We start from the raw sequence: 26340 nt of genomic DNA on the forward strand, positions 1-26340 counted from the left end.
TCTATTACTCCCATCGACTTTGACAAAAGTTAGAGTGTACCAGATTATCGCGCTATAAACAGCATCACAATGGGCTTGAATACAACTGATGACGCTGAATATAGGCCATGACCGCAGCACTGATCTCAGTATCTGAACCTGACGCCAGCGCATCTCGCACCGCTGTTGATGACACATCAGTGAGCGTCGTATTGGCAATATAAATACGACCATGTGCATAGCGATTGAGTTCAGTCGTACAGGTCACTCTTCGCTCACTAAGTAATTGGTTAATGGTTGAGTTGGCCTCAGCAAGCGAATAGCCGGGTCGTGGTAATACAATTAAATGAGCTGTTGCAAGGATGGATTGCCATTCGAACCATTGGTCAAAGCTAAGTAATGAATCCATGCCCATAACGAATGCAAGGGTATCGTCAGGATACAGCTTTTGCATTGCCCGTAACGTTTTAGCAGTATAGGAGGGACCCTGTTGATTGAGCTCAAACGGTTCGGCACGCATGTGTGGATGCTGTTCAATGGCACATTCGATCATGGCGAGACGGTGCTGACCATTGGCTTGCGGTTGTGATCGATGAGGTGGAACTGCATTAGGCATTAAATGAATGGTGACGTAACCGAGCTCTTTGATTAGATCGGCTGCAGCCGTTAAATGACCTCGATGAATGGGATCAAAAGTGCCGCCAAAAATCGCTCTCAGCATGACTAAATACACCTAATTGTTGACTGATGGACGCTGGTAATTGGGGCGAGGACAATAACACAACGAGATGATAAAGCAGAACATCAAGCGGCTCGTCGCGGTCTCCTTTTATCGCACGCTCAATGCGCTCTGCCAACGCAATCATTTGTTTGATGGAATTATCACTGTGCGCGCTAGCACGCGCTGAGTAGGCAGACTGTTGCGAGCTCCACACCGCAAATTGTTTAAATACGGCTTGGTGGTCTAATCCATGCTGCGCATTGACATGCAATTGGCTGATAACCTGCACTTCGCGCTGTAACATCCAGTTAAGGATATTAAGCTCAATATCGTTATCAAGTAACCGTTCCAAACGGTGAATAGCCTGACTCAAATCTTGTGCAGCAATGCTGTCTTGCAATCCGAACACATCAAATTGACTACTATCTGCGACACGCTCATAGATTTGCTCTTCGTCTATTTGCGGAGGATTAGGTAGTAGTGACCATTTGATAAACTCTTGTTCGAGTGCAAAGAGATTGCCTTCAAACCAGTTACTTAGCAGTTCAGCCGCTTTCTGTGACAACTGCAGCTGATGGCGCTGTGCGCGTTGCATAATAAAACGTGGTAACTGACTACGTTTGGGGGTGAAAATTTTAACTTGCAATGCTGCTGCCGCGAGCGCTTTAAACCAGCGACTATTGAGCTGTTCTTTTTTGAGCCGAGGGCCTTTTAAAATGAGCAACTGGTCAGGATTCGGTTGTTTAACGTAGTCGACTAGCGCATCTGAACCCGGTTTACCTGGCTTAGCTTCGGGCAATTCGATATCGAGTACTGTGAAGCTACCAAATAGGCTCATTGATTGTTGCTGCTGGGACAGTTGACCCCAATCAAACTCCGCATCGGCACGCCAACGTTGGTACTCGGGAGCACTTGATAAGTGTTGATTGAGCGTATGACGGATTATTTCGTCGCAATCGTGCTGCAACAGAAGCTCGTCCCCAAACAGCAAAATGACAGGCGGAATGCGTTGTTGCAAACTGCTTGCGAGCTGTTCAGGAAAAATGGCTTGCATGATTAGTCCGAGAATTCTGAGATCAGTTGACGTACTAAGCGACGAGTCGCCTCATCCCGCATTTCTGACACTAATAGCTCACGTTCTCGTGTTTTGGCAAGCGCAAAGTTGGGGTCGTCTTGGTAGTCACGTGCGACCTCGACTTGTCCATCATACTCGGTTTTACCTTCACGGATGACCTGATAATTAATTTGATATATCAGTTCATATTCAGCCACCTGACCACTTTCAAACAACGATAGTGTGCGTCGTTCGAGTTGATCCGATAGCACACGGATGATGGTGGTCGACGCGCTTGTACTGGCATCGACTACCTGAATACCCGCGGTGAGTAGTCGCTGCGTTAGACTGGCTTCGAGCTCTAATGAATCGATACTATCGAGGCGCACGGCTTGTAGGTTAGTCGGCAATTGATAACTATCTCTCAACTGGAAACTACAACCGTTGAGCCCGCTCAAAAAAAGCAGGCTCAATAGTAGGGCAGTGATCCTTTGCATCGGATTCATTTTAGCTCACCACGATATTAAAGATTTTGCCAGGCACATAGATCTTCTTGCGGATAGTTTTGCCATCCGTGTATTTTTGCACTGACTCATCAGCAAGCACGAGTGACTGCACTTCTTCTTCGCTTGCGTTGGCAGCGACGGTCAGTTTGGCACGTACTTTACCATTGACCTGTACCACAATGAGTTTTTCGTCTTCGACCAGCGCACTGTCATCTACGTTAGGCCAGTCTGCAAAAATTAGACTATCTTGATGACCGAGTTGCTCCCATAAATGCTCGCAAATATGCGGCGTAATTGGTGCTAGCATACGAATCATGGCATCAATCGCTTCACCCATCACGACACGGTCGGCCTCAGTCTCAACAGGCGCCTTTTGTAGGTGATTAAGTAGCTCCATGATTGCCGCAATTGCGGTGTTAAAGTGTTGGCGACGACCCATGTCATCACTCACTTTGGCTATGGTCTTGTGAAGCTCGCGGCGCAGTGCCTTCTGATCTTTGTTGAGCTCAACATCATTCTGATGATAGCCCCCCGCCTCGATGAAGTCATAGGTTAATTTCCATACACGACGCAAGAAACGTTGAGCACCTTCGACACCTGAATCCGACCACTCCAAGGTCATTTCAGGTGGCGCGGCAAACATCATAAATAAACGAACCGTATCGGCGCCGTAACGCTCAACCATGGTTTGCGGGTCGATCCCATTATTTTTCGACTTCGACATCTTGCTCATGCCCGCAATCTCGACAGGTTGGCCATCGTTTTTGTGACGGGCCGAGGTTACCGCTCCTTTTTCGTCCTTATCAAGCTCAACGTCGAGTGGAGAAATCCATTGTTTACCGCCTTTGTCGTCTTCGCGATAGAAGCTATCAGCGAGCACCATACCTTGGCAAAGCAAACGCTTAAACGGCTCATCCGATTCAACGAGACCCGTGTCACGTAGCAATTTGTGGAAGAAACGTGCATACAACAGGTGCAAAATGGCGTGCTCAATACCGCCGATATACTGATCCACTGGAAGCCAGTAGTTGGCCTTTTCTGGATCGAGCATAGCGTCATCGGTCTGCGCGCTGCAATAGCGCGCGTAATACCATGACGACTCCATAAAGGTGTCGAAAGTATCGGTTTCATGTTCTGCAGGCTGACCTTGATACTCAGTTTTACGCCACTCAGGGTCGGCTTTAATCGGCGATGTAACGCCGTCCATGGTGACGTCTTCTGGCAAGCGGACCGGTAGTTGGTCTTCTGGCACAGGCACTGATTCGCCATCGGCAAGATTCAGCATTGGGATAGGTGTCCCCCAGTACCGTTGACGAGAAACGCCCCAGTCGCGCAATCGGTAATTCACACTACGCTGTCCCACGCCACGTTGCTCCAGTAAATCAGCAATCGCGTCGAAGGCTTGCTGTGACGACATACCGTTGTAGTCATCCGAGTTAATCACTTTACCTTTTTCGGTAATCGCCGCGGCTTTAATATCACCTTCGCCACTAAACGGCTCGATAACTGGAACGATAGGCAGTTCATACTTGGTCGCGAATTCCCAATCACGCTGATCGTGACCTGGTACTGCCATAACGGCACCTGAACCGTAATCCATTAAAACAAAGTTAGCGACCCACACGGGAATCTCTTCGCCGGTCATTGGGTGAACCGCTCGGATCCCCGTATCCATACCGAGTTTTTCCATCGTAGCGATATCTGCTTCAGCCACTTTGCTGTTTTTACATTGCTCGATAAAGTCGGCAAGTTTAGGATTATTTTTTGCAGCTTCACGCGCGAGCGGATGTTGTGCGGCTAACCCCATGTAAGTAACACCATAAATCGTGTCAGGGCGAGTGGTGTAGACACTCAGTGACTGATCGCTGTTAGCTACTTTAAATTCAATCTCTAAGCCTTCAGAACGACCAATCCAGTTACGCTGCATCGCCTTAACTTGTTCAGGCCAACCATCCAGTTGGTCTAAATCGTCAAGCAACTCATCCGCATAATCAGTAATTTTAATAAACCACTGTGGAATTTCTTTTTGTTCAACTTTAGCACCGCTGCGCCAACCGCGCCCATCGATCACTTGTTCGTTAGCTAACACGGTTTGGTCAACGGGATCCCAGTTAACGGTAGCATTCTTTTTATAAACCAAGCCTTTTTCATATAACTTCGTAAAGAACCATTGCTCCCAACGGTAGTACTCGGGTGAGCAAGTGGCGACTTCGCGTTGCCAATCATAGCCAAAACCTAAGCGCTTAAGTTGCTCACGCATATACTCGATATTTTGGTAAGTCCACTTGGCTGGCGCGGTGTTGTTTTGAATAGCGGCGTTTTCTGCCGGTAGACCAAATGCATCCCAACCCATCGGCTGAAGAACATTCTTGCCTTGCATGCGTTGATAGCGAGAAACCACATCACCCAGCGTATAGTTACGCACATGACCCATATGGAGCTTGCCACTTGGGTATGGGAACATCGACAGACAGTAGAATTTTTCTTTCTCTGGCTGTTCGGTGACTTCAAACACTTTATTTTCTTGCCAACGTTGCTGAATGGCTTGTTCTATCGCGGACGGGTTATATTGTTCTTGCATAGGTCGTTTTATATCCGATATTGGTTACTGCATAGTGAGGCGGCACAGCCGCCTTCGAATTAGCTAATGGCGTACCACATTACAAACATGATGACTAAACCAGCTACGCCGAAGAATGTAAATTCAAAACGTTGGCGTTGGCGAACTTCAGTATCATCTGTTGGCGTTGCTAAAAAGAACATTGCTAAGCTGGTGAGGCCGAGTCCACCAGAGGCAACCAGAACTGCAAAGAGAATGGCATCGAGAATGTTTTCCATGACTACTTTTCCTATTTACCCAATTAACACGATTATTGTACTGATTTTTCCTGCGACTGACCACGGTCAGCGCGATTAAATAGCCTGATTAAAGGTAGCAATGATAATCCAGCGAGCAGGCACGCAGGCCAGTTACCTAAACGCTGAAACCACGTTGTACCACGTACCACAGGAAGCTCCGCGGACACCGTGGTTGCTTTAAATTGCGGCGCGATAGCAATAATACGACCGAATTCATCAGCCATGCCACTGACGCCGTTATTGGTCGAACGGATGAGTGGCCGACCGAGTTCCATTGCACGCATACGGGCGATTTGCATATGCTGCCAAGGACCATGGGAGTCACCAAACCACGTGTCATTGCTGACAGTGATCAGATAGTCGGTGTTGTTGTTCACATTTGCGCGAACCTGATCGGAAAACACAATTTCGTAGCAAATCGCCGCCGCTAAGCGGTGGCCGTTGGCTAGCAAGTTCGGTTGCGTATACTCACCGCGTTGAAACGATGACATCGGTAAGTTAAATAGCGGGGCGACAGGGCGAAGGAGGTCTTCAAACGGCACAAATTCCCCGATAGGTAAAAGGTGATGTTTTTGATAACGATTGCTACTGCCGTATTGGTAAGGCGTATCAAACCCATCCATCCCTGATTCATCACCTAACACGATCATAGTGTTATAGAATTCGTCACGGGTGATTTGATAATCAATAATACCCGATATGAGGGCGGCTCCGTTCATTGCCGCTGATTGATCGATGGTGCTCAATACGTCATCGGCGTAGGGCTCAAGTGCCGTGATGGCTGACTCCGGCCAGACAATAATATCATGCTGATAATTAGGACGCGTGAGATCGAGGTAGCGTAACATGTTGGGCCATTGCTGATCGGCTTGCCACTTAAGGCTTTGAGAAATATTGCCTTGCACCAGCATAACTGAGGTTGTGTCACCGGTACGATGCAATGGCTGTAGCTGAGGTAATAGGTAACTGGCGGTTAAAAATATCAGCAATAACAGCGCGGTGTATATACGGTTCTGCAATGAGCCTTTTAACGCTGCACCAATAGACAATGCAATAAACCACAGTACGGCGGTAATGCCTTGTTGGCCAATGCTAGAGGCTAAACCGCCCAGCCATGCATCGGTTTGTGTATAACCCAGCTGTAGCCATGGGAACCCAGTAAACAGCCAACCTCTTAGCCATTCGCAAACAAACCAAAACAACACCAAACTAAAGTACGCATAGGGTGTTTTATGACTCAGTTTACGCCAGCCATAAAAGGCAAGCGCTGGGAATAATGATAAGTAGATGATGAGGAGCGCTAAAACAGCAATATCTGCAATTAGCGGCATTCCACCATAGGTATCAATACTTACTAATATCCAGCTAAGACCGGCACCGAGCCAGCCTAAGCCAAAGAAAAATCCTGCTCTAAAGGCTTGCTTGGGATTGAGTGGATTAATGATTAATACCACGCAAGGTAGCACCACGAGCGGCAGGAAAGAGAGTGTGAAAGGCGAATAAGCGAAGGTGAGTGATGCGCCGAGTAGCATTAACACGATGTGTCTTAGCCACCCATTAGTGTAGAGCGCATCACGCAATCTTTGCATCACCCCTGAGATTCCTCAGTATTTTGAGTCGGCGCAGGAGGCGTGACTTGAAGCTGCTGGATTCGACGCTTATCAGCACTGGTTACCTTAAACGTAAAGCCGTCTAAGTTAATTTCTTCGCCAGGCTGGGGGAGGTGACCAAAGCCATGGGCCACTAAGCCGCCAACGGTATCAATTTCATCGTCTGCGAAGTCACTATTGAAATGATCGTTAAAATCTTCAATCGTAGTCAATGCTTTGACTGAATATTTTGATGCACTCAAACGTTTTATATCGGCTTTATCATCATCATTGTGGTCGGTTTCGTCTTCGATCTCACCGACAATTTCTTCCAAAATATCTTCGATAGTAACAAGACCTGATACACCGCCATATTCATCGACGACAATCGCCATATGGTAGCGGTTTGACCGAAACTCTTTGAGCAGCACATCCACGCGCTTGCTCTCAGGAACGATGACCGCAGGTCGCATCACCTCGGACAACGAGAAACTTTCGTCGGTAAAGTTAAAGCCGTAACTGAGTAAGTCTTTTGCCAGTAGAATCCCTTCGACATGGTCTTTGTTGTCGGTAACGACGGGGTAACGACTGTGCTGTGATTCGATCACGATAGGCAGAAACTCCTCGACGCCTTGATGGATATCGATAGTCACCATCTGCGAGCGAGGAATCATAATGTCACGTACTTTGAGTTCAGCGACATCAAGCACGCCTTCTATCATTTCCTTCGTATCGTTATCGATCAGGTCGCGCTCTTCGGCGTCCTGAATTAAATCGACAAGTTCTTCTCGGCTTTTCGGCTCTCCAGCGAATACCTGTAACAGTTTAGCTGCCCAAGATTTCTGCGAAGAGCCGCTGGCTGAGTGGGGATTGTCGTCGCTCATTCAGAGTGTTGCTCCGTGTTAATGATTAATTTGGTAAGGATCAGGAATATCGAGCCGTGCCAGTGCATCTTTCTCAATGCGTTCCATGTGCTCGGCTTCAGCATCTTCTATGTGATCGTACCCTAAGAGGTGCAGAGTACCGTGTATCACCATATGCGTCCAGTGATGCATGAGCGGTTTCTGCTGCTCATCCGCCTCACGCTCTACTACCTGTGCGCAGATTACCAAGTCACCGAGTAGGGGAATTGGCATTTCGATAGGCGCTTCAAACGGAAAAGACAAGACGTTGGTCGCATAATCCTTACCACGAAATTCGTGATTCAGACTGCGTCCCTCAGCTGGGTCAACGACGCGAACCGTTAATTCGGCTTCAGTATTGTCATAGCCAGCGAGTGTCAACGCAGTCGCTACCCAACGCTCGATATCCGCTTGTTGAGGGAGCTCATTCGTTGTCTCGCAGGCAACTTGATAATCAGCTTGAACGTTCACGGTGCTCTTGTCCTGTATCAAAGTCCTCGTACGCTTGCACAATACGTTGTACCACCGGGTGACGAACAACATCGCCAGCTTGGAAGAAGGTAAAACTGATATCGGGCACTTTACTGAGCACTTCAATCGCGTGGCGTAAACCAGACCGTTGTCCCCGCGGTAAGTCGATTTGGGTAATATCACCGGTGATTACCGCCTTAGAATTAAAGCCAATACGGGTGAGGAACATCTTCATTTGTTCCATCGTCGTGTTTTGGCTTTCATCGAGGATAATAAAGGCATCATTGAGTGTGCGCCCACGCATGTATGCTAAAGGTGCGACCTCAATCACATTACGTTCAATCAGCTTTTCGACTTTCTCAAAGCCAAGCATTTCAAATAGAGCATCGTATAAAGGACGTAAATAAGGATCGACCTTTTGGGCTAAATCCCCTGGTAGAAAGCCCAGTTTTTCACCGGCTTCTACCGCTGGCCGTGTCAGCAAAATACGACGGATCTCTTGGCGTTCGAGCGCGTCAACGGCGCAGGCAACAGCAAGATAGGTTTTACCGGTACCTGCCGGCCCAATACCAAAATTAACGTCGTGTGCGAGAATCGAGCGCACATAGCCCGCTTGGTTATGGTTGCGTGGCTTGATAAGACCTCGTTTGGTCTTGATATGCGTCATTTTCTCTGCCGCCGGATCCGTGTCGTCTTGCTCAAGTACTTTGGCTTGCTGAATAGCCAAATGAACCTGCTGCGGTTCGACATGACCATCTTGGCCTTTGACGGTGGCAGTCTCGACATAGAGGTCGCGCAGAATATTCTGAACTGCAGCAACGGTGTGCGCGTGCCCAATTAAACGAAAATGATGACCGCGGTGGGTAATTTCCACACCCAAGCGGCGCTCGATGTGTTTAAGGTTCTCGTCAAATGGACCACAGAGATTAGAGAGCCGACGTAAATCCGTCGGCTCTAGTTCAAATTCAATAGTTTCGGTACGTTGATTCAATCGAATCCTCTTCTTTGCTAGTACTAAGGTACGACTCGAGCAACACCTAATGGATCGGGTTCTTCCGCCTTGTTGCGTTGCAGAATCGTTTCTGGCGCGGTGTCAATCCGAAGGCCCATATCGGCTTCTTCACGAATTAACTCACCTCTCAGTGAGTTAGGTAATACTTCGGTGATTTTGACATCGACAAACTTACCAATCATATGGGGTTGCCCAACGAAATTTACAACCCGGTTATTTTCGGTACGGCCGGTTAATTCCATTGGATTCTTTTTCGATGGCCCAGTCACTAGAATACGTTGTTCAGTATCCAACATCCGGCGTGCATGCGCCATTGATTGCTGGTTGAGTCGTTGTTGAAGCAACTGTAAACGTTGTTTCTTAGTCGCTTCAGTGACGTCGTCAGGTATATCCGCAGCAGGCGTACCAGGACGCGCACTGTAGATAAAACTGAAGCTCATATCAAAGTCAATCGCTTGAATAAGATCCATCGTCGCTTGGAAATCTGCATCGGTTTCGCCGGGGAAACCAATAATAAAGTCCGATGACATCGCAATATCAGGACGCGCTTTCTTTAGGGCGCGAATTTTTGATTTGTACTCTAACGCGGTATGGCCACGTTTCATCATCGTTAACACGCGGTCCGAACCACTCTGTACCGGTAAGTGTAAATGACTGACCAGTTCAGGAATTGTCGTGTAAGCCTCGATAATATCGTCCGTAAATTCGACCGGATGCGAGGTGGTGTAACGAATACGATCAATACCATCAATGGCAGCGACAAGATGCAATAACTCGGCGAAGCGGCATATAGAACCATCAAAATGCTCGCCACGATACGCGTTAACATTTTGACCGAGTAGGTTGACCTCACGCACGCCTTGCTCCGCTAGCTGTGCGATTTCATAGATCACGTCATCGACAGGGCGGCTGACCTCTTCACCACGCGTGTAAGGCACGACGCAAAATGAGCAATACTTTGAACAACCTTCCATGATCGAAACAAAGGCACTCGCGCCCTCGGCTTTTGGATCGGGTAGGCGATCAAACTTCTCGATTTCTGGGAATGAGATGTCGATCATGGGTTGGTGGTCTGAACCGACCTGCTTTACCATTTCGGGTAAGCGGTGCAAGGTTTGTGGACCAAACACAATATCAACGAACGGCGCACGGGCGCGAATCGCGTCACCTTCTTGCGATGCGACACAACCGCCCACACCAATTAACAAGTCGGGGTTGGCTTGTTTTAAATGCTTCCAGCGTCCGAGCTGATGAAACACCTTCTCTTGAGCTTTTTCACGGATCGAGCACGTGTTTAGCAGGATAAGGTCAGCCTGTTCGGCTTCTTCGGTCAATTCATAGCCGTGTGTCGAGTTGAGTAGATCGGCCATCTTGGTCGAATCGTACTCGTTCATCTGACAACCCCAGGTTTTTACGTATAACTTTTTGCTCATGGTGACTCAATCAATTGCTGGAATTTGGAAACTTCAAATTGGGCGCGTATTTTACCTGTTATATTGGGTAAAAGCCAACCATACCGTGTTAACTTTTACGGCGAGTGCGTATTGCGAAGTAGCCAGCAATAATAATGATGATAGCGCCCCAAAACATATGCCAAGCGACCACTTCGTCGAAGAATAGATAGCCGAGTAAGGCCGCAAACATCACAGAAGTATACGTGAAGACACCCACTTTTGCAGGCGGAGCGATAGAAAATGCTTTAGTCATTGCGAGTTGCCCGTAGACCGCAAGCGAGCCCATGGCAATAACGCCCAGCCAGTCTTCGTAAGGCATGGGCTGCCATAACCAAATTAAGGGGATAGCGCTGGCAATGGTGGCATAGGTAGAAAAATAAAAGACAATCTTACTGGTCGATTCAGTGACCGACATTTTTCTAATCACGGTTTTAGTGAATGCAGCAAAAACCGCTGCGATAAACGCAACCCCGACGATGGGCGATATACTCGCTTGCCAGGGGCTTAAGAAAATGAACACACCGACAAAGCCTAATAATATAGCTAACCAAGTTTGCCGCGCGACATATTCTTTTAGCCAAACTCGACCAATAATGGGAATTAAAAAGGGCGACAGCAACAGTACTAGTGTTGCTTGGGCGAGTGGGATTGTGGCTATCGCAAAAAAGAACAGATACATGGCAGCGACACCGGCGGTGCCGCGTAAAAGGTGTAGACCCAATTTTTCCGTTCTGAGTGCACTTGGACCTTTACGTAAGAGCCACGGTAGTAACACGATAAAGGCCATGACGTTACGAAAAAACACCAGTTGCGCAAATGATTGGTCGTCGCTCAAGTGCTTCACTAATGCGCTCACACCAGCAAAACTTGCTTCTGCTGAGAGAATGAAGCAAGACGCGATGACGACATTTCGGGTTGATACGGCGTTTGAATGCATTGAGCTAGCGCAAGTTGATAATCCAATAATGCATATAGTAACGGAAAACGGCGCGCTTTTATGTTAAAAATAGCGGCAATCGAAACAATCAATGCTAGCTACAGGAGTTACAGCGGTGACAATCTCCGTAGATTATTTAATTAACGGCGCTGGAATGGTCGGTGCAGCGGCAGGCCTAGCGTTGGCTCAACAGGGCTACCGCGTGTTACTTGTAGATAACGCTGAAGTGCCGAAAAAAGCAGAACGCTGGGACATACGCATTTCTTCAGTTAATGATCATCACTGGCGTTGGCTATCTCAGTTGGGTGTCGCAGACTGCATTGATAATGACCGGGTACGGCCGTATACCACGCTGTCGGTATCGTCAATAAACGGCACTCGCGCTGACTTTAACGCGAACGATGTGAATCGCGATCAACTGGGCGTGATGGTTGAAAATAATGCGTTACAACGGGCGTTATGGTGTTGTTTAACACGTTGTGAAACTGCACAGATACAGGCTAACGATGCCATTGCTGAAATCGATTTAGCCAACCGCAAGGCGACTCTTGTGGGCGGTGCGTCGGTCCAGTTTACTGGCTTACTTGGTTGTGATGGCGCTCACTCGCAAATTGCGCGCGCCGCCGGTATTGGCTATCGCGGTTGGGACTATGGGCAAACGTGTGAATTGGTCAATGTGATAACCGAGCAGCCTATACCCTCAGCAACGTGGGAAATATTTAAGCCTGGCGGACCGTTTGCATTACTCCCGCTAGGTCGTAATGAAGCCTGTTTAATTAATTATCGACCGAGCAATACGCATCAGCCGACCGATCTGAAGCCGCTATTTGAGCCTTTCATTGGCGCTTTTGATGCCTATGCATCGGGGCAATTTCCATTACAGCGAAAACATGCATTACGTTATTGCGTAGGGCCCGTAGTACTCATGGGCGATGCAGCCCACAGTATTCATCCGTTGGCGGGGCAGGGCGTCAACTTAGGTTTTGCTGATATTCGCTGTTTTATTGAACAACAAGGTGATACGCAGCGCTATCAACGTCAGCGTCGAAGAGCTAATGCGCAAATGATGCGTGCAATGGATATGATTCACTGGCATTTTGAAGATGCTAATCCGCTGAAACAGGGCATGGTTGCCGCAAGTTTGAAGCTGGCACAAAAGGGCGTAATTAAGCAGGCAATCATTAAGCAAGCGATGGGATTAACTTAATAGCTTAGAGAATATCAGGGGCCAGAAACAAAAAAGCCACCGTAAAGGTGGTTTTTTATGCCGAGTGTCCTAACAACTTGGTGCGGAGGGAGGGACTTGAACCCTCACGTCCTTGCGGACACTAGCACCTGAAGCTAGCGCGTCTACCAATTCCGCCACCACCGCAAGTGGTCATGTTGGCTGGGGCACCAGGATTCGAACCTGGGAATCGCGGGATCAAAACCCGCTGCCTTACCACTTGGCTATGCCCCAACAACATATGGACGAACTCAAGCAACGCGTTGGCTGGGGCACCAGGGATCGAACCTGGGAATCGCGGGATCAAAACCCGCTGCCTTACCGCTTGGCTATGCCCCAACATAGTGTTGGTTCAGAGAGTTGGTGCGGACGGAGAGACTTGAACTCTCACGCCGTGAGGCACTGGAACCTAAATCCAGCGTGTCTACCAATTCCACCACGTCCGCACATTTTTAAGATTGGTGGCTACGGCGGGATTCGAACCTGCGACCCCAGCATTATGAGTGCTGTGCTCTAACCAGCTGAGCTACGTAGCCTAATCTTTGTGTTGCGCCTCTCTGTGAGTGCGGCGCGTATTATGCAAATCGCTTGGCTTACCGTCAACCTCTTTTTAAGAAAAAATCACTTAATTTGGTTTGATTGGTTAAAAAAACACTGATTCGATTGAAAACTGAACGGAAGAGCCACAAAAACACCTATTTACCATGGTAGTTCGTCACCATTACTGTGGAAGAAACTGCCTGAGGTTTCTATCGTAAGCTCATCAATACGTTGCATGAGTCGTTCAGCCGCTGTTGCTGGCGAAATATCACCGCGGCCCCCGACCATTTCAGTTTGCACATAGCCTGGGTGTAATAATACGACGGCTATTGCTTTATCTTTAAGATCAAGCGCTAAAGACTTACCTGCGGCATTGAGCGCTGCTTTTGACATTCGATAACCATAGCGGCTGCCGGAGCCATTATCGCTAATGGAGCCCATACGACTGGTAATTAGAGCGACTTTACTACCGCTCTCAAGGTTGTCGAGCAGTGATTCGGTAACTCTTAGCGGCGCGATGGCGTTAACTTCATACTGCGCTCGCAACATACGTGAATCGAGCTCGCCGAGCTCATCATGGTTGAGTAGCCCGGCATTATTAATCAATATGTCGACGCGGGTATCACCAAGACTTTCTTTCATACGCATGAGATCGGCGGTTTTAGTGACATCAATCCCCTCAATGATGTCGACATCGAGTTCGGTCAGTTGTTTTGAGTTATTGCGGCACACAGCGGTGACCGAATAGCCTGCTTCTGAGTATTGCTTTGCTAACTCAAAACCGATGCCACGATTGGCACCGGTAATGATGACATTCGACATAATAAAATCCTTCAGTCAGATTGTGTTAAACTTTTCGGGTCAAGTAATTGAGCGAGCTGTTCACGATCCATGTCGGTCATTTCTTCAGCGACGTCGATGATAGGACGCTTCTCTTTATACGCGCGTTTGGCAATGTCGGCTGCTTTGCTATAACCGATCACTGGATTTAACGCGGTCACTAAGATAGGGTTTTTGGCTAATGCCTTTTCGAGATTATCGTGGTTTACCTCGAATCCTGCCACCGCTTTATCAGCTAGTACTTGGCAGCTCTGCGTGAGCAGACCAAGTGACTGCATTAAGTTGTATCCGATAACCGGTAACATGACATTGAGTTGGAAATTACCTTGTTGTGCAGCAGTTGTGATGGTGGTGTGGTGACCATTGACCTGTGCCGCCACCATAGCGACTGCCTCAGGTATTACCGGGTTAACTTTTCCGGGCATAATGCTGCTGCCTGGTTGTAAGGGAGTCAGTTGGATTTCGCCTAAACCAGCTAAAGGTCCACTGTTCATCCAGCGTAAATCATTACTTATTTTTAGTAGCGTGGTTGCGAGGGTATTCAGTTGCCCATGCAACTGCACATTGAGTTCTTGCCCCGCTATGCCAGTAAAGGGATTACGCGATGCTTTGAAAGCAATCCCCGTTTGCTCGCTGAGTGAACGCGCAAATAAATCGGCGAACTGCTCAGGTGCGTTAATGCCAGTACCAATTGCTGTCCCACCTTGGGGCAGTACTTGCGAGTGTTCACACAACTGCGGTAACTGCTGGGCTGTTAATTCGAGCTGACCAGCCCACGCATTCAACTCCTGAGCCATGGTCAATGGCATCGCATCCATTAAGTGGGTGCGACCAGTTTTTACCACATCACGTAATTCAACCGCTTTTTTTCTGATGGTGTCAATCAAGTGCTTGAGCGCTGGCTGCAGTTTTTGTTCGACCGCCATTACGCTTGCGATTTGAATCGCTGTTGGAATCGTATCGTTGCTCGATTGGCTACGATTGACATCATCATTCGGATGAACATCGACGCCTTGCTGTTGTGCAATATGAGCAATGACCTCGTTCACATTCATATTCGAGCTTGTTCCTGACCCTGTCTGAAAGACATCAATTGGGAACTGATCGGTGTGCTGACCATCGATAATTTGTTGTGCAGCCGCCTGAATGGCGGTGGCTTTTTCTTCGTCGAGGTCAGCACACTGCTGGTTAGCCGCCGCGGCGGACCATTTAATGCGAGCGATGGCTTTGATGAGTTCGGTTGGGAGTGTGAGTCCACTGATGGGGAAATTATTAACCGCACGTTGTGTTTGAGCACCATAGAGGGCGCTTTTAGGGACCTCAATTTGTCCCATGCTATCTGATTCAGTCCTTGTCTCGTGACTCATAACCTGTTGCTCCTAAGCCAAAGAATTTGGTTAATTTGAAATACGAGCTTACACTGCTAAAGATCAGTACTAAAAAGTAGAGGCTTGTATTAAGCTAATAATGTGAACGTTTGTTCTATATGGTTTTAACTTCTTAATGATAAGGCGACCCATGATAAAAAAGATAGCACTCAGCCTGCTTATCATTGCATGTTTTGTGACTTCACTGGCGAAAGCGCAAGTATTTCGAATTCTCGACAAAAACGGTAACCCGATTAACAGTGCCGTTGTGTTGATTAGTAAGGCCGCGCTAGTGGAGGCCCACGGCGCACAAGGCGATGTCGTTATTGACCAGGTCGATAAACAGTTCGTACCAAAGGTATCCTCAATTCAGCAAGGCAGCACGGTGGTTTTTCCGAATAGTGATAATATTCGCCACCACGTGTACTCCTTTTCGGAAGCGAAACCCTTCGAGTTAAAGCTGTACTCTGACCAAGAGCGCCCTAAAGTAACGTTTGACAAATCAGGCGTGGTTACTCTTGGCTGTAACATTCATGACGGTATGATCGGCTACGTTGTGATTAATGATGAGCTACAAGGGTTCGTGACAGACGAGTCTGGACAAGTCAGTATTGACATCAATAATGCGCTCAGTGAACAGTCGCAAGCGATAACACTTCGTGTTTGGCATCCTTGGATGGGTGATAATCTAGATGCTGCCGAGTTAATTGAACTCAGGCTTCCAGTGCAGGAAAGCGATATCATGTTAGATGTTGCGCCGCCAGCGCAAGAAAAAAAAGAAAAATCGCGATTAGAAAAACGCTTTAATCGCTTAGGAGCTTGATGTTTAAACAGTTTAAAGTTCGACTCGCGGTCATTTTTGGCATTCTCATTGCGGTAGCATTAAGCGGTGCCGTACTGGCCGTTTTAGTTACCACATCAAATCAGGTCGAACGCACCCTTCAGCGTGAGTTAACGGTCAGTGAACGGGTCTTCCGCGAGTTAATGGATGGTCGAGCGGAGCAGCTACGCCGCGCTGCCGAAGTACTCACTGATGACTTTGGTTTTAAACGCGCGGTTGCCAGTGAAGATCGCGATACCATCGTATCTGCGCTGATTAACCACGGCGAACGCATTGGTACCGATCTTATTGCATTGCAGGCACCTGATGGTGATGAAATTGCTTCAACACATGACTTGAACTTACAGCTGTTGGTGAGCGGTGAGCAAGGGGGTAAGGCCTTGCTTGTCTCAGAAGGGCAGCTTTATCAAGTGGTGACGGTGCCCGTCACAGCACCCAATTTAATAGCGTGGGCGACACTCGGTTTCGAGGTAAATAATAAACTTACCGAGCAGCTCAAAGAATTAGCGAACGCAGATATTACATTATGGCTGGAGCAACAGAACCAGTTATTGGCTTCAAGCCTACCTGCCGAGCTTCGTGAGGAGTTTGCACAGGCGTTATCGTCCGAACAGCAAATTTACGATAACTGGGTGGAACGAAGTGGTTTGGCGCTCCAAGAAAGCACTCTCAATACGGTTGGGGGCAATGTGGTGCACGTTTCTTTGACCACCTCCCGCGCTGAAGCCATGCGGCAGTTTGATGAGTTACTTGTACAAATTTTATTAATCGGGGCCATTGCGCTGGCGATTACCTTAATTGTCGCACTATTTGTCGCGAAGACTATTTCTACGCCGGTTGCGTTGTTATCTGAGGCTGCCAGTAAGCTAAAATCCGGTGACTATTCGCCGACCAACCTGCAGTCACGGAAAGATGAGTTCGGTCAGTTGGCTGATACGTTTGAGTCGATGCGTTCTGCTATCGCTTTGCGTGAGCGTAAAGTTCGTTTCCAAGCCACGCATGATCAGTTAACTGAGCTGCCTAACCGACGTGAGTTGCAACGACTATTGAATCAAAAACTCGGTGACACAACGTCACCTGGGTGGTTGATCCTCATTAACATCCGAAATTTTCGTCGTTTAAATGATAGTGTCGGTCAACGCATGGGCGACGAAGTGTTAAAACAAATAGCTGAACGGTTATTAATGGATGGTCAACAGAGTCATCTATTGGCGCGCTTTGGCGGCGATGAGTTTGCCTTAGTGACGCACAGTGCGACGGAATCTGAGTTAGCTCATCAATTGAAACAGTTGGGTGAGCGACTCGATAAGCCGTTTTTGGTTGGTGGTAGCCAGTTTGAACTTAAATTCAACTGTGGGGCAGTACAATTCCCTAATCAAGCGACTGAGCTGGATAGCCTCATCCGTCGTGCCCAGGTTTCGGTTAAACATGCCAAAGAACACAATCAGTTCAATGCTTTCTATCAAGAAGGGTTTGATGAAGCGCACTTACGTCGGCTTGCGATCGTCGAGCAACTACCTAAGGCGATTGCGCAAGGCGGTTTTAATCTCGTTGCGCAACCTAAAGTGTCAGCGATTAACGGACGCACCGTAGCGGCGGAGATGCTCATCCGCTGGCAAGATGAGCAACTCGGCTGGGTCGGTCCGGATGAATTTATTCCGCTGGCGGAACAGTCAGGCATGATTACTGAAATAACCCATTGGGTTGTAGAACAGGCCGAACAATGGGTGAATCAATTACGAGCAGCTCAGGATGATATTAAGCTTAGTATTAATATTTCAGCGGTCGACTTAGTCAGTGACAAACTCGCCAATGATTTAGTCGCGCTCAGTCAACGCAATATGCAACGCTATTTGATACTCGAAGTAACGGAAAGTGCGTTGATGAATGAACCTGAAAAGTCGATTGCTTGCTTAAAAATGCTAAGTGAGCTCGGCTATGAGATTTCTATCGATGACTATGGCACGGGGTATTCCTCGCTATCCCAGATACGTCGTTTACCCATCAATGAGCTAAAAATTGACAGAGCCTTTATTCAGCATTTAATGACCCAACCCGACGATCAGTCCATTGTGCGTTCGACCATTCAACTTGCGCATGAGTTGAACTTACGTGTTGTCGCGGAAGGGGTTGAGGACGAAGCCAGCTGGCATTGGCTGTTAGCGAATCATTGTGATGTGCTGCAGGGCTATTATTTTAGTAAGCCGATTTCATTTGAAGAATTACATTTACGACTATTGAAGGAAAAAGAGCATGCCTAAACGCATTTTTTATGGCTTATCCGCACTCTTGCTGAGTGCCGTTCAGCCTGCGCTGGCGCAACAATTTGAATCGCCGGGGTCGCGGCTATTGGCGACTGGCGGCGCGAGCACTATCGAGGGGAGTGGCGGCGGTGGTATCGTGCCATGGGCAACCCTCAGCAGTTACGCCGATGAAGGTGAGTGGGGTGCGACTGTACAGATGACGGAAGTACAAGTTGATGATTTTAGTTTAAGTGTGCAGGGCGCTAGCTTTAACTGGAATAACCGAGTTGAAATTTCCTATGCACGCCAGCAGTTCGACTTAGAAACTATCGGTGGCGAACTCGAACAATCTATTTGGGGCGTTAAAGCGCGACTCAGCGGTGACTTGGTGTATGGCGTTATGCCGCAAGTTAGTGCCGGCATCCAACATAAAAGCAATCAGACCTTTGCCTTACCTCAGGCGGTGGGTGCAACCGACGACTCTTCAATGGATTACTATGTGAGTGCCGCCAAAGCTTGGCTTGCGGGGCCGTTTTCACGTACCTGGGTGGCCAATGTTACGTTGCGCAATACAGAAGCGAATCAACTGGGGTTACTTGGCTTTGGTGGTGATAAAGAGAATAGCCGCGAGTGGGTGGGAGAAGCGTCTGTTGCTGTTTTTCTCGACCGTTACTGGGCGGTAGGCGTTGAGTACCGTCAAAAACCGGATTTACTAAGCTTTGCTAAAGAAGACGACTGGAAGGATATTTTTGTTGCTTATTTTCCATCGAAGCATGTGTCCTTGGTTGGCGCATATGCAGATTTGGGGTCTATCGCTGGATTAGCGTCACAAACCGGTTGGTACCTTTCGGTTCAGGCAAGCTTTTAAGGAGTTCATATGAAAATTTGGGTGAGTGCAGCACTATTGTTGCTAGGTAGTATGATGTCTGGGGCGATACAGGCACAATCGTCAGAGCTATATCAACAGTTAGGCGAACGAAGCGGTATCGAAACTATCGTCGAAGAAATGCTACTTGGAGTAGCTGATGATGAGCGTATTGCGCATTATTTTGCTGACGTTGATATTCTACGCCTGCATAAACTGATCAGCGAACAAGTGTGCAATGTCAGCGGCGGTCCTTGCGAATATACGGGCGAAAGTATGGCCGTTTCACATAACAACTTAGGGATTAATAACGCTGATTTTAATGCACTAGTGGAGCATTTAATTGCCGCAATGGAACAGGAGAATGTCCCTGTATCGGCGCAAAATGAGTTGCTCGCATTATTGGCACCGATGCATCAAGATATTGTGGAATAGTTAGACATTGAGTTGAGCACAAAAAAACCGGCAGTGAATGCCGGTTTTTTGTCGTATAAAGCTTTATACGTTGAAGCGGAAGTGAATGACATCACCGTCTTTAACGATATATTCTTTACCTTCAAGACGCCATTTACCGGCATCTTTTGCACCTTGCTCACCGTTATACTCAACGTAATCATCGTAGCCGACTACTTCGGCGCGGATAAAGCCCTTTTCAAAGTCAGTATGAATGCGTCCTGCAGCTTGCGGTGCACTGGCACCAATTTTTACCGTCCACGCGCGGACTTCTTTAACACCCGCTGTGAAATAGGTTTGCAAATTAAGCAGCTGGTAACCACCGCGAATCACACGATTGAGTCCGGGTTCTGCTTGGCCAAGCTCTTCTAAGAAGGCCGCTTTATCGTCGTCATCAAGTTCAGCAATTTCCGATTCGATAGCCGCACATACTGGCACCACGACAGCGTTTTCTTTTGCTGCGATTTGACGCACGGTTTCTAGATGAGGGTTATTCTCAAAACCATCTTCATTAACGTTAGCAATGTACATCGTTGGCTTAAGCGTTAATAAGTTATATGAACGAATAACCGCTTTTTCGTCGTCTGTTAAGTTAACAGAACGCGCCATTTCGCCTTCATCTAACGCTGGCTTGAGCTTCTCTAATACGGCAATTTCTGCTTTCGCTTGTGCATCACCGCCTTTAGCCTTTTTGCCCAGACGGTGAAGCGACTTATCCACCGAGTCTAAGTCTGCTAGAGCCAATTCAGTATTGATGGTGTCGATATCGTCAGCAGGATTAATGCCGCCGCTGACGTGTACAATATTGTCGTCTTCGAAACAACGTACAACGTGACCAATCGCGTCGGTTTCGCGGATGTTGGCCAAGAATTGGTTGCCAAGACCTTCGCCTTTTGATGCCCCCTTAACTAAGCCCGCGATATCCACAAATTCCATCGTAGTGGGAATCACTTTTTGTGGGTTCACAATACTTTCGAGCACATCAAGGCGTGGATCGGGAACCGCAACAACACCAGTATTAGGTTCGATGGTACAGAAAGGAAAGTTAGCCGCTTCGATACCTGCTTTGGTCAAAGCATTAAATAACGTGGATTTTCCGACGTTTGGTAAACCAACAATACCACAGCGAAATCCCATGAGATAAACCTCTATTTACTGGCACGAAAGCTGTGCAACTGCTGTAACGCAGGGCCCCAACCTTCATCGATTAAAATATCAATAGCACGACTGGCTTCATCGATACACTCGTCGAGGAGCGCGCGTTCGGGCGCGGATGGCTTGCCCAATACGAACCCGGTCACTTGTGAACGGTGTCCTGGGTGACCAATACCGACTCTCAAACGCATAAAGTCCTGAGTGCCCAACTGGGCGATAGTATCTTTAATACCGTTATGACCGCCTGCGCCACCCCCTCGTTTGAATTTTGCTACACCGGGATCAAGATCAAGTTCATCGTAAGCGACGAGGATCTGTTCGGGTGCAATTTTATAAAAGCGCGCCATCGCTGCAATTGAATAGCCGCTTTTATTCATAAAGGTCTGTGGTAATACAATGCGGAGGTCACGAGTGGCGGTTTGATGTCGACCAATCAATGCTTTCGTTTTTGTATCGGCAGTGAGGGTTACACCGTGACGACGGCAATAGGCCTCAACTAACCAAAAACCCGCGTTATGGCGGGTTTTTTCGTATTCGGGGCCTGGATTTCCCAGGCCCACAAGCAACTTAACGTCTGTTCCCATTGGGGGTACCTAACGCTATTACTCGTCAGCGTCTTTTTCGTTCGCTGCGGGTACTTCGTCAGCTGCTGGCGCTTCTTCTTCCGTTTCTTCTTTCTCTACGCGAGGCGCAGTGATTGAAACAACGGCTTGGTCGTGGTCTTCACCTTTAGTCAACTCAACTAACTCAACGCCTTGTGGCAAGTTAAGGTCACTTAAGTGGATAGTGTCGCCCACAGACAAGTTAGCGATGTCAACTTCTAAGTACTCTGGTAAGTCTTTTGGTAAGACCATGATTTCTACGTCGTTCACGTGGTGAACAACAACACCGCCTTCATCTTTAACGCCTTTAGCGGTTTCTTCGTTTAAGAAGTGAAGTGGCAAGTTAGTGTGCAACTTGTGACCTTTCTCAACACGTTGGAAGTCTAAGTGAGTTAACTTAGGCTTGTACGGGTGACGTTGCATGTCCTTTAAGATTGCTTGGTGTTTTTTACCATCAATCTCAAGCGTTAGGATGTGTGAATAGAAGGCTTCGTAGTCAGCCATGTTATTCACTTTGTTGTGGTCTAGTTCAAGTGCGATTGGCTCATCTTTACCACCGTAAAGAATTGCAGGTACTTTGTCCGCATGACGCAGGCGGCGGCTCGCACCTTTCCCCTTGTCCGTACGAACGGTAGCTTTGATATTGAAGTCTAATTTAGCCATGTGATTGGGCTCTCATCTGTTTATGATTTAAAAATGTCAAAACTCGCGACCAAGTTTTGACCCAAAACTTAGAAACCGACTCAAAAGCCGGTTTCTAAGGGCGCGGAATAATACCACTGTTAGTGGGCTAAGACAACAGTCCTAACTAAGTCGGTTAGTAATCAAACATTGCCGAGATAGACTCTTCATTACTCACGCGACGAAGCGCTTCAGAAAGCATGCCTGATAATGTCAACTGATGTACCTTACCGGTGGCTTTCATCTCTTCACTCAACGGAATACTGTCGGTTACGATGAGCTCATCGATCGAGGAGTCTTTGATGTTGTTCACAGCATTACCAGAAAAGACCGGGTGAGTGGCGTATGCGAATACACGTTTTGCACCATGCTGTTTCAGGGCTTCAGCCGCTTTACACAAGGTACCGCCCGTATCGATCATATCGTCGACAATAATACAGTCACGATCTTTAATGTCACCGATGATGTGCATGACTTGAGAAACGTTGGCTGAAGGACGGCGCTTATCAATAATCGCAAGGTCAGTATCGTCCATTAATTTAGCGAATGCACGGGCACGCACAACGCCACCAATATCGGGTGATACGACGACAGGGTTATCGAACTTCTGGTTACGCATATGTTCAAGCAGAACAGGTGTGCCAAAAACGTTATCAACAGGCACATCGAAGAAACCTTGGATTTGTTCGGCATGCAAGTCGACCGTCAAGACGCGGTCAACACCGACACTTGAAAGAAAGTCAGCAACGACTTTAGCGGTAATGGGAACACGTGCAGAACGAACACGACGATCTTGGCGTGCATAGCCAAAATAAGGCATGACTGCAGTGATACGGCCAGCAGACGCACGACGCAGCGCATCAACCATAACGATGAGTTCCATTAGGTTGTCATTGGTTGGGGCACATGTTGATTGCAATAAAAAAACGTCCGCACCGCGGACGTTTTCATTGATGGCGACACTGATCTCACCGTCACTAAAACGACCTACAGAGGCGTCTCCGAGTTTGATATATAAGCGGTCAGCGATCTTCTGCGCAAGTTCTGGCGTGGCGTTACCAGCGAAGAGTTTCATGTCAGGCACAACAAACCTCGACTAAATTTGGGTTAATGTCCGGATAAGCGATGAACGGTTCTGGCCCTGCACAACATAACTTTCGGGTAGCGAAAGTAGCGCCTGTGCAGCAATAGCTTGTTGCTGATTCGCGAAACGAGTGAATAAGCAAGCACCTGTGCCAGTAAGCCGAGTCGGACCATAGTTTAGCAACTGCGCGTGCAGCTTGGCAACTGCGGGATAGTGCTTGAGCACCACGGGTTCGAATACATTGGCAGTGTTGTGCCAGTGCCATTGCGAGGGTGGTAAAGGCTTGCAGTCGCGTTTAAGGTCAGTATCAGCGAATAACGCAGCGGTTGAGATATTGACTTGAGGTTTGACCACTAAATAATAGCTTTGGTCAGGTTCAACGTCGGTAAACTGATCACCAATACCTGTAGCGAAAGCGCTGTGTCCATGAACGAAAATCGGCACATCGGCACCGAGCTCGGCAGCGATAGGCAATAATTGTGAGGTGGTGAAGGGGTGTCCCCAGATGTGGTTTAACCCGACCAGTGTGGTCGCGGCATCCGACGACCCACCGCCCAGTCCTGCACCTTGCGGTAACCGTTTATCAAGCGTGATGCGGACGCCAAAATGAGGCTGCTGCTGTTGCTGGCACTCGCGCATTAAGCGTTGTGCGGCGCGAAACACCAGGTTATCAGTGACATTAATGTTACTGTCGGTATCGACAAGCTCAATACATGGTTCTGCGAGTGGCTCAAAGGTTAAAGTATCTTCAATATCAATAAATTGAAACACGGTTTCGAGGTTGTGATAGCCATCATCACGACGTCCCGTAATATGTAAAAATAAATTAAGTTTTGCTGGAGCTGGCAAAGTCAGCGGTGAGTTTTGCGTATCGGTCATTGTGATGCTCTAGTTTGCCAGTTGAATTAATGAAGGCTGGGTTTGCCAGGACTGCGCTTGGATTTTAAGTTTCAGCTGCGGGTTCTCGGCATGCACCTGTTCGGGTAACAGTTGCTGTGATTGATAGAACCAAGTTAACTGCCATTGTTCTCCTTTAGGCGCCTGGTAACGGGCACTAATCAAACGTCCTCGTTGATCAAACGTGAATTGAGTAAATCTCGGGTCGAGTCGGCCTAGTAACCAATCTGGCAATTCTTCGACAGGCAAGCGCATACCCGTATAACGATATAGTAAAGTTTCTGCGGAATGGCTTTCTATCCGCTTGCCGTCGACTTTGATCAACGCTCGTGTGGCGCTTATATTTAGGTGAGCGAGTTCCCCTTTTAGCGGGTGAGTAATCACTACGTCTTGCTCGGTGGGCGTTGAACGCCAGCGCAAATAGGCGCTATCCTTATTATTCGATTCAAGTTCTGTCAAGGCAAAACGACCCGATAGCTGCCATCTATTTATTCGTTGCAAGCGTTGTTGGTGCGCCTCTACTTGTTGGTTCGAGATATTAGTTGCAACACTCTGCTGGGGTGGTTCAGGGATGCTACAGCCCGTTATAGCTAGGCCACAGACTAGCATCAACAATGTCCAACGAGATAATTTTAACAGCACAGGTGAGTTCGCCTTTATGAATTAAACTGGATTGATCGTTTAGCTCTGCGTAGTTCACCAGAATTGTCTGTGACTTTCAATAATCCCTGCAATCACGTACAATCGCGTCAGCGTTTTCAACCCTCTGTTAGAGTAAACCGCGACTCCGAATGACCATTTCAATATTAGGTATTAATCACAGAACGGCACCTGTCGAATTGCGCGAGCGCGTGGCTTTTGGCCCCGTGCAACTAGAACAGGCTTTGTCCGAAATAAAGCAGTTACCGGGTATTGAAGAAGCTGTCATCGTTTCCACCTGTAATCGCACTGAACTTTACTGCCATGGTCATGCTGAACATCAACCGTTACTTCATTGGCTGTCGCAATTTCACGGCATTCGTCCGAGCGAGTTGGAGCAACACCATTATTTTCATACCCAAGAAGATGCTGTAGCACACTTAATGAGTGTCGCTAGCGGCTTAGACTCGTTAGTATTAGGTGAACCGCAAATTGTAGGGCAGGTGAAACAAGCCTATCAACAAGCGAAACACTTCAGTGTGGTCGGTGGAATTCTAGAACGGCTCTTTCAAAATACTTTTCGCGTGGCTAAAGCCGTTCGGAATGAAACCGAGGTGGGTCAAAATGCCGTGTCAGTCGCATTTGCAGCGGTGAGTTTAGCAAAACATATTTTTGGTGACTTAAAGCACTCCAATGTGTTGCTGGTCGGTGCCGGGGATACCTCTGAGCTCGTCGCGCAACACCTTGTGCAGCAAGGTGTCAGCTCGCTGAGTGTGGCGAACCGTACTTTGCAGCGTGCGACAGAGCTTGCTCAACGCGTGGGGGCCGAGGCACACAGTCTGAGCCAACTCGGTGAGTTATTGCCGAGCGCCGACATCGTTGTCAGTTCGACGGCGAGTACTTTGCCTATTATCGGTAAAGGCCGCGTTGAAAAGGCGTTAAAGCAGCGCCGGCATAAACCGATTTTGTTGATTGACTTAGCGGTTCCGCGCGACATTGAAGAGCAAGTAAACGAATTGGATGACGCATACCTCTATACGGTAGACGATTTACAAAATATAATCAGTGAAAATATTAAGAACCGCGAGCAAGCAGCGCAGCAAGCTCGCAAAATCATTGCTCGAGAGGCTAGTCAGTTTTTAGATTGGTTACGCTCCCTTGATAGTGTCACTTTAATTAGAGATTATCGGCAACACACGCAAAAAATTGCACAAGTCCAACTCGAAAAAGCATTGGCTATGTTGCAGCAGGGCAAGCCGGCCGAGCAAGTCATGCAAGTTCTCAGTCACAAGCTCAGTCAACAGCTCGCTCATCGACCTACACAGCTCTTAAAGCAAGCGGGCGAGCAGGGTGACCAAACCACATTATCGGTGTTACAACAATTGTGGCTTGAGGATGATAAACAGAATAAGGAAACCAACTAA

At 47.9% G+C, this 26340-nt stretch carries 25 protein-coding genes and 5 tRNA genes; 6 read left to right on the forward strand and 24 right to left on the reverse strand.

The window, feature by feature from the left end; genetic code table 11:
* Window positions 1-64 precede the first annotated feature (64 nt).
* The 11 genes from nadD to BFR57_RS08675 form a co-directional block, all read right to left on the reverse strand.
* Window positions 65-700 carry a nicotinate-nucleotide adenylyltransferase gene (nadD, locus tag BFR57_RS08625; protein WP_071463574.1) on the reverse strand — a complete coding sequence of 212 codons (636 nt, stop codon included), beginning with the start codon at window positions 698-700 and terminating at the stop codon, window positions 65-67.
* Window positions 669-1754: a DNA polymerase III subunit delta gene (gene holA, locus BFR57_RS08630; RefSeq protein WP_071463575.1), complete on the reverse strand. Its 1086-nt coding sequence runs from the start codon at window positions 1752-1754 to the stop codon at window positions 669-671. Before holA ends, nadD begins: the two co-directional genes overlap by 32 nt.
* Window positions 1755-1756: 2 nt before the next feature.
* A complete protein-coding gene (lptE, locus tag BFR57_RS08635; RefSeq protein WP_253183619.1) occupies window positions 1757-2227 on the reverse strand; it encodes an LPS assembly lipoprotein LptE in 471 nt (156 codons plus the stop codon).
* A 34-nt stretch (window positions 2228-2261) separates the two neighbouring features.
* Complete coding sequence (gene leuS, locus BFR57_RS08640) at window positions 2262-4841, reverse strand: leucine--tRNA ligase (protein ID WP_071463576.1); 2580 nt, start codon at window positions 4839-4841, stop codon at window positions 2262-2264.
* Window positions 4842-4900: 59 nt separating this feature from the next.
* The gene (locus tag BFR57_RS08645; RefSeq protein WP_006955175.1) at window positions 4901-5098 is read right to left on the reverse strand and encodes a hypothetical protein; all 198 of its coding nucleotides are present in this window, start codon (window positions 5096-5098) and stop codon (window positions 4901-4903) included.
* Window positions 5099-5130: 32 nt separating this feature from the next.
* Window positions 5131-6708 carry an apolipoprotein N-acyltransferase gene (lnt, locus tag BFR57_RS08650; RefSeq protein ID WP_071463577.1) on the reverse strand — a complete coding sequence of 526 codons (1578 nt, stop codon included), beginning with the start codon at window positions 6706-6708 and terminating at the stop codon, window positions 5131-5133.
* Window positions 6708-7592, reverse strand: coding sequence for a CNNM family magnesium/cobalt transport protein CorC (gene corC, locus BFR57_RS08655; RefSeq protein ID WP_071463578.1), 885 nt, complete (start codon window positions 7590-7592; stop codon window positions 6708-6710). Before corC ends, lnt begins: the two co-directional genes overlap by 1 nt.
* An 18-nt stretch (window positions 7593-7610) precedes the next feature.
* Window positions 7611-8081, reverse strand: a complete 471-nt coding sequence (gene ybeY / locus BFR57_RS08660; protein WP_071463579.1) for an rRNA maturation RNase YbeY — start codon at window positions 8079-8081, stop codon at window positions 7611-7613.
* Complete coding sequence (locus BFR57_RS08665; RefSeq protein ID WP_071463580.1) at window positions 8065-9072, reverse strand: PhoH family protein; 1008 nt, start codon at window positions 9070-9072, stop codon at window positions 8065-8067. Before BFR57_RS08665 ends, ybeY begins: the two co-directional genes overlap by 17 nt.
* Before the next feature lie 23 nt (window positions 9073-9095).
* Window positions 9096-10526, reverse strand: a complete 1431-nt coding sequence (gene miaB / locus BFR57_RS08670) for a tRNA (N6-isopentenyl adenosine(37)-C2)-methylthiotransferase MiaB (protein ID WP_071463581.1) — start codon at window positions 10524-10526, stop codon at window positions 9096-9098.
* Between the two features lie 88 nt (window positions 10527-10614).
* Entirely contained in the window at window positions 10615-11484 is an 870-nt protein-coding gene (locus BFR57_RS08675) for an EamA family transporter (protein ID WP_006955169.1), read from the reverse strand.
* A 115-nt stretch (window positions 11485-11599) separates the two neighbouring features.
* On the opposite strand from BFR57_RS08675, the gene BFR57_RS08680 reads away from it, so the two are divergent.
* Window positions 11600-12691 (forward strand): FAD-dependent monooxygenase, encoded by a 1092-nt coding sequence (locus BFR57_RS08680; protein ID WP_171903953.1) that lies wholly within the window; start codon window positions 11600-11602, stop codon window positions 12689-12691.
* Window positions 12692-12769: 78 nt separating this feature from the next.
* Here BFR57_RS08680 and BFR57_RS08685 read toward each other — a convergent pair.
* The 7 genes from BFR57_RS08685 to BFR57_RS08715 form a co-directional block, all read right to left on the reverse strand.
* Window positions 12770-12856 (reverse strand) — tRNA-Leu (locus BFR57_RS08685).
* A gap of 12 nt (window positions 12857-12868) precedes the next feature.
* Window positions 12869-12943: transfer RNA gene (locus BFR57_RS08690), tRNA-Gln, on the reverse strand.
* Window positions 12944-12973: 30 nt separating this feature from the next.
* Window positions 12974-13048, reverse strand: a tRNA-Gln gene (locus BFR57_RS08695).
* Window positions 13049-13070: 22 nt separating this feature from the next.
* Window positions 13071-13155 (reverse strand) — tRNA-Leu (locus BFR57_RS08700).
* A 13-nt stretch (window positions 13156-13168) separates the two neighbouring features.
* A tRNA-Met gene (locus tag BFR57_RS08705) sits at window positions 13169-13245 on the reverse strand.
* Window positions 13246-13408: 163 nt separating this feature from the next.
* On the reverse strand, window positions 13409-14071 hold the full coding sequence (locus tag BFR57_RS08710; RefSeq protein WP_071463583.1) for an SDR family oxidoreductase: 663 nt from the start codon (window positions 14069-14071) through the stop codon (window positions 13409-13411).
* An 11-nt stretch (window positions 14072-14082) separates the two neighbouring features.
* Window positions 14083-15456 (reverse strand): aspartate ammonia-lyase, encoded by a 1374-nt coding sequence (locus BFR57_RS08715; RefSeq protein ID WP_071463584.1) that lies wholly within the window; start codon window positions 15454-15456, stop codon window positions 14083-14085.
* A 151-nt stretch (window positions 15457-15607) separates the two neighbouring features.
* Here BFR57_RS08715 and BFR57_RS08720 point away from each other — a divergent pair, with 151 nt between their 5' ends.
* Genes BFR57_RS08720 through BFR57_RS08735 form a run of 4 tightly spaced genes read left to right on the forward strand, consistent with a single transcriptional unit; the run spans window position 15608 to window position 19840 of the window.
* Window positions 15608-16279: a methylamine utilization protein gene (locus BFR57_RS08720; RefSeq protein ID WP_143441065.1), complete on the forward strand. Its 672-nt coding sequence runs from the start codon at window positions 15608-15610 to the stop codon at window positions 16277-16279.
* Complete coding sequence (locus BFR57_RS08725) at window positions 16279-18558, forward strand: EAL domain-containing protein (protein WP_071463585.1); 2280 nt, start codon at window positions 16279-16281, stop codon at window positions 18556-18558. Before BFR57_RS08720 ends, BFR57_RS08725 begins: the two co-directional genes overlap by 1 nt.
* A complete protein-coding gene (locus tag BFR57_RS08730) occupies window positions 18551-19408 on the forward strand; it encodes a DUF3034 family protein (protein WP_071463586.1) in 858 nt (285 codons plus the stop codon). Before BFR57_RS08725 ends, BFR57_RS08730 begins: the two co-directional genes overlap by 8 nt.
* A gap of 9 nt (window positions 19409-19417) precedes the next feature.
* Entirely contained in the window at window positions 19418-19840 is a 423-nt protein-coding gene (locus tag BFR57_RS08735; RefSeq protein WP_171903954.1) for a group 1 truncated hemoglobin, read from the forward strand.
* 63 nt (window positions 19841-19903) lie between these two features.
* Here the strand turns inward: BFR57_RS08735 and ychF are convergent, their stop codons facing one another.
* The 6 genes from ychF to lolB form a co-directional block, all read right to left on the reverse strand.
* Window positions 19904-20995, reverse strand: coding sequence for a redox-regulated ATPase YchF (ychF, locus tag BFR57_RS08740; RefSeq protein WP_071463587.1), 1092 nt, complete (start codon window positions 20993-20995; stop codon window positions 19904-19906).
* An 11-nt stretch (window positions 20996-21006) separates the two neighbouring features.
* Window positions 21007-21597 carry an aminoacyl-tRNA hydrolase gene (pth, locus tag BFR57_RS08745; RefSeq protein ID WP_006955203.1) on the reverse strand — a complete coding sequence of 197 codons (591 nt, stop codon included), beginning with the start codon at window positions 21595-21597 and terminating at the stop codon, window positions 21007-21009.
* Window positions 21598-21615: 18 nt separating this feature from the next.
* Window positions 21616-22278, reverse strand: coding sequence for a 50S ribosomal protein L25/general stress protein Ctc (locus BFR57_RS08750; protein WP_071463588.1), 663 nt, complete (start codon window positions 22276-22278; stop codon window positions 21616-21618).
* A gap of 154 nt (window positions 22279-22432) precedes the next feature.
* Window positions 22433-23380 carry a ribose-phosphate pyrophosphokinase gene (locus BFR57_RS08755; protein WP_071463589.1) on the reverse strand — a complete coding sequence of 316 codons (948 nt, stop codon included), beginning with the start codon at window positions 23378-23380 and terminating at the stop codon, window positions 22433-22435.
* Window positions 23381-23392: 12 nt separating this feature from the next.
* On the reverse strand, window positions 23393-24259 hold the full coding sequence (gene ispE, locus BFR57_RS08760) for a 4-(cytidine 5'-diphospho)-2-C-methyl-D-erythritol kinase (RefSeq protein ID WP_071463590.1): 867 nt from the start codon (window positions 24257-24259) through the stop codon (window positions 23393-23395).
* A gap of 9 nt (window positions 24260-24268) precedes the next feature.
* Window positions 24269-24919, reverse strand: coding sequence for a lipoprotein insertase outer membrane protein LolB (gene lolB / locus BFR57_RS08765; protein WP_071463591.1), 651 nt, complete (start codon window positions 24917-24919; stop codon window positions 24269-24271).
* 149 nt (window positions 24920-25068) lie between these two features.
* Here lolB and hemA point away from each other — a divergent pair, with 149 nt between their 5' ends.
* Window positions 25069-26340, forward strand: coding sequence for a glutamyl-tRNA reductase (hemA, locus tag BFR57_RS08770; protein ID WP_071463592.1), 1272 nt, complete (start codon window positions 25069-25071; stop codon window positions 26338-26340).

The sequence above is a fragment of the Idiomarina sp. MD25a genome (assembly GCF_001870515.1).
Taxonomy (GTDB): domain Bacteria; phylum Pseudomonadota; class Gammaproteobacteria; order Enterobacterales; family Alteromonadaceae; genus Idiomarina.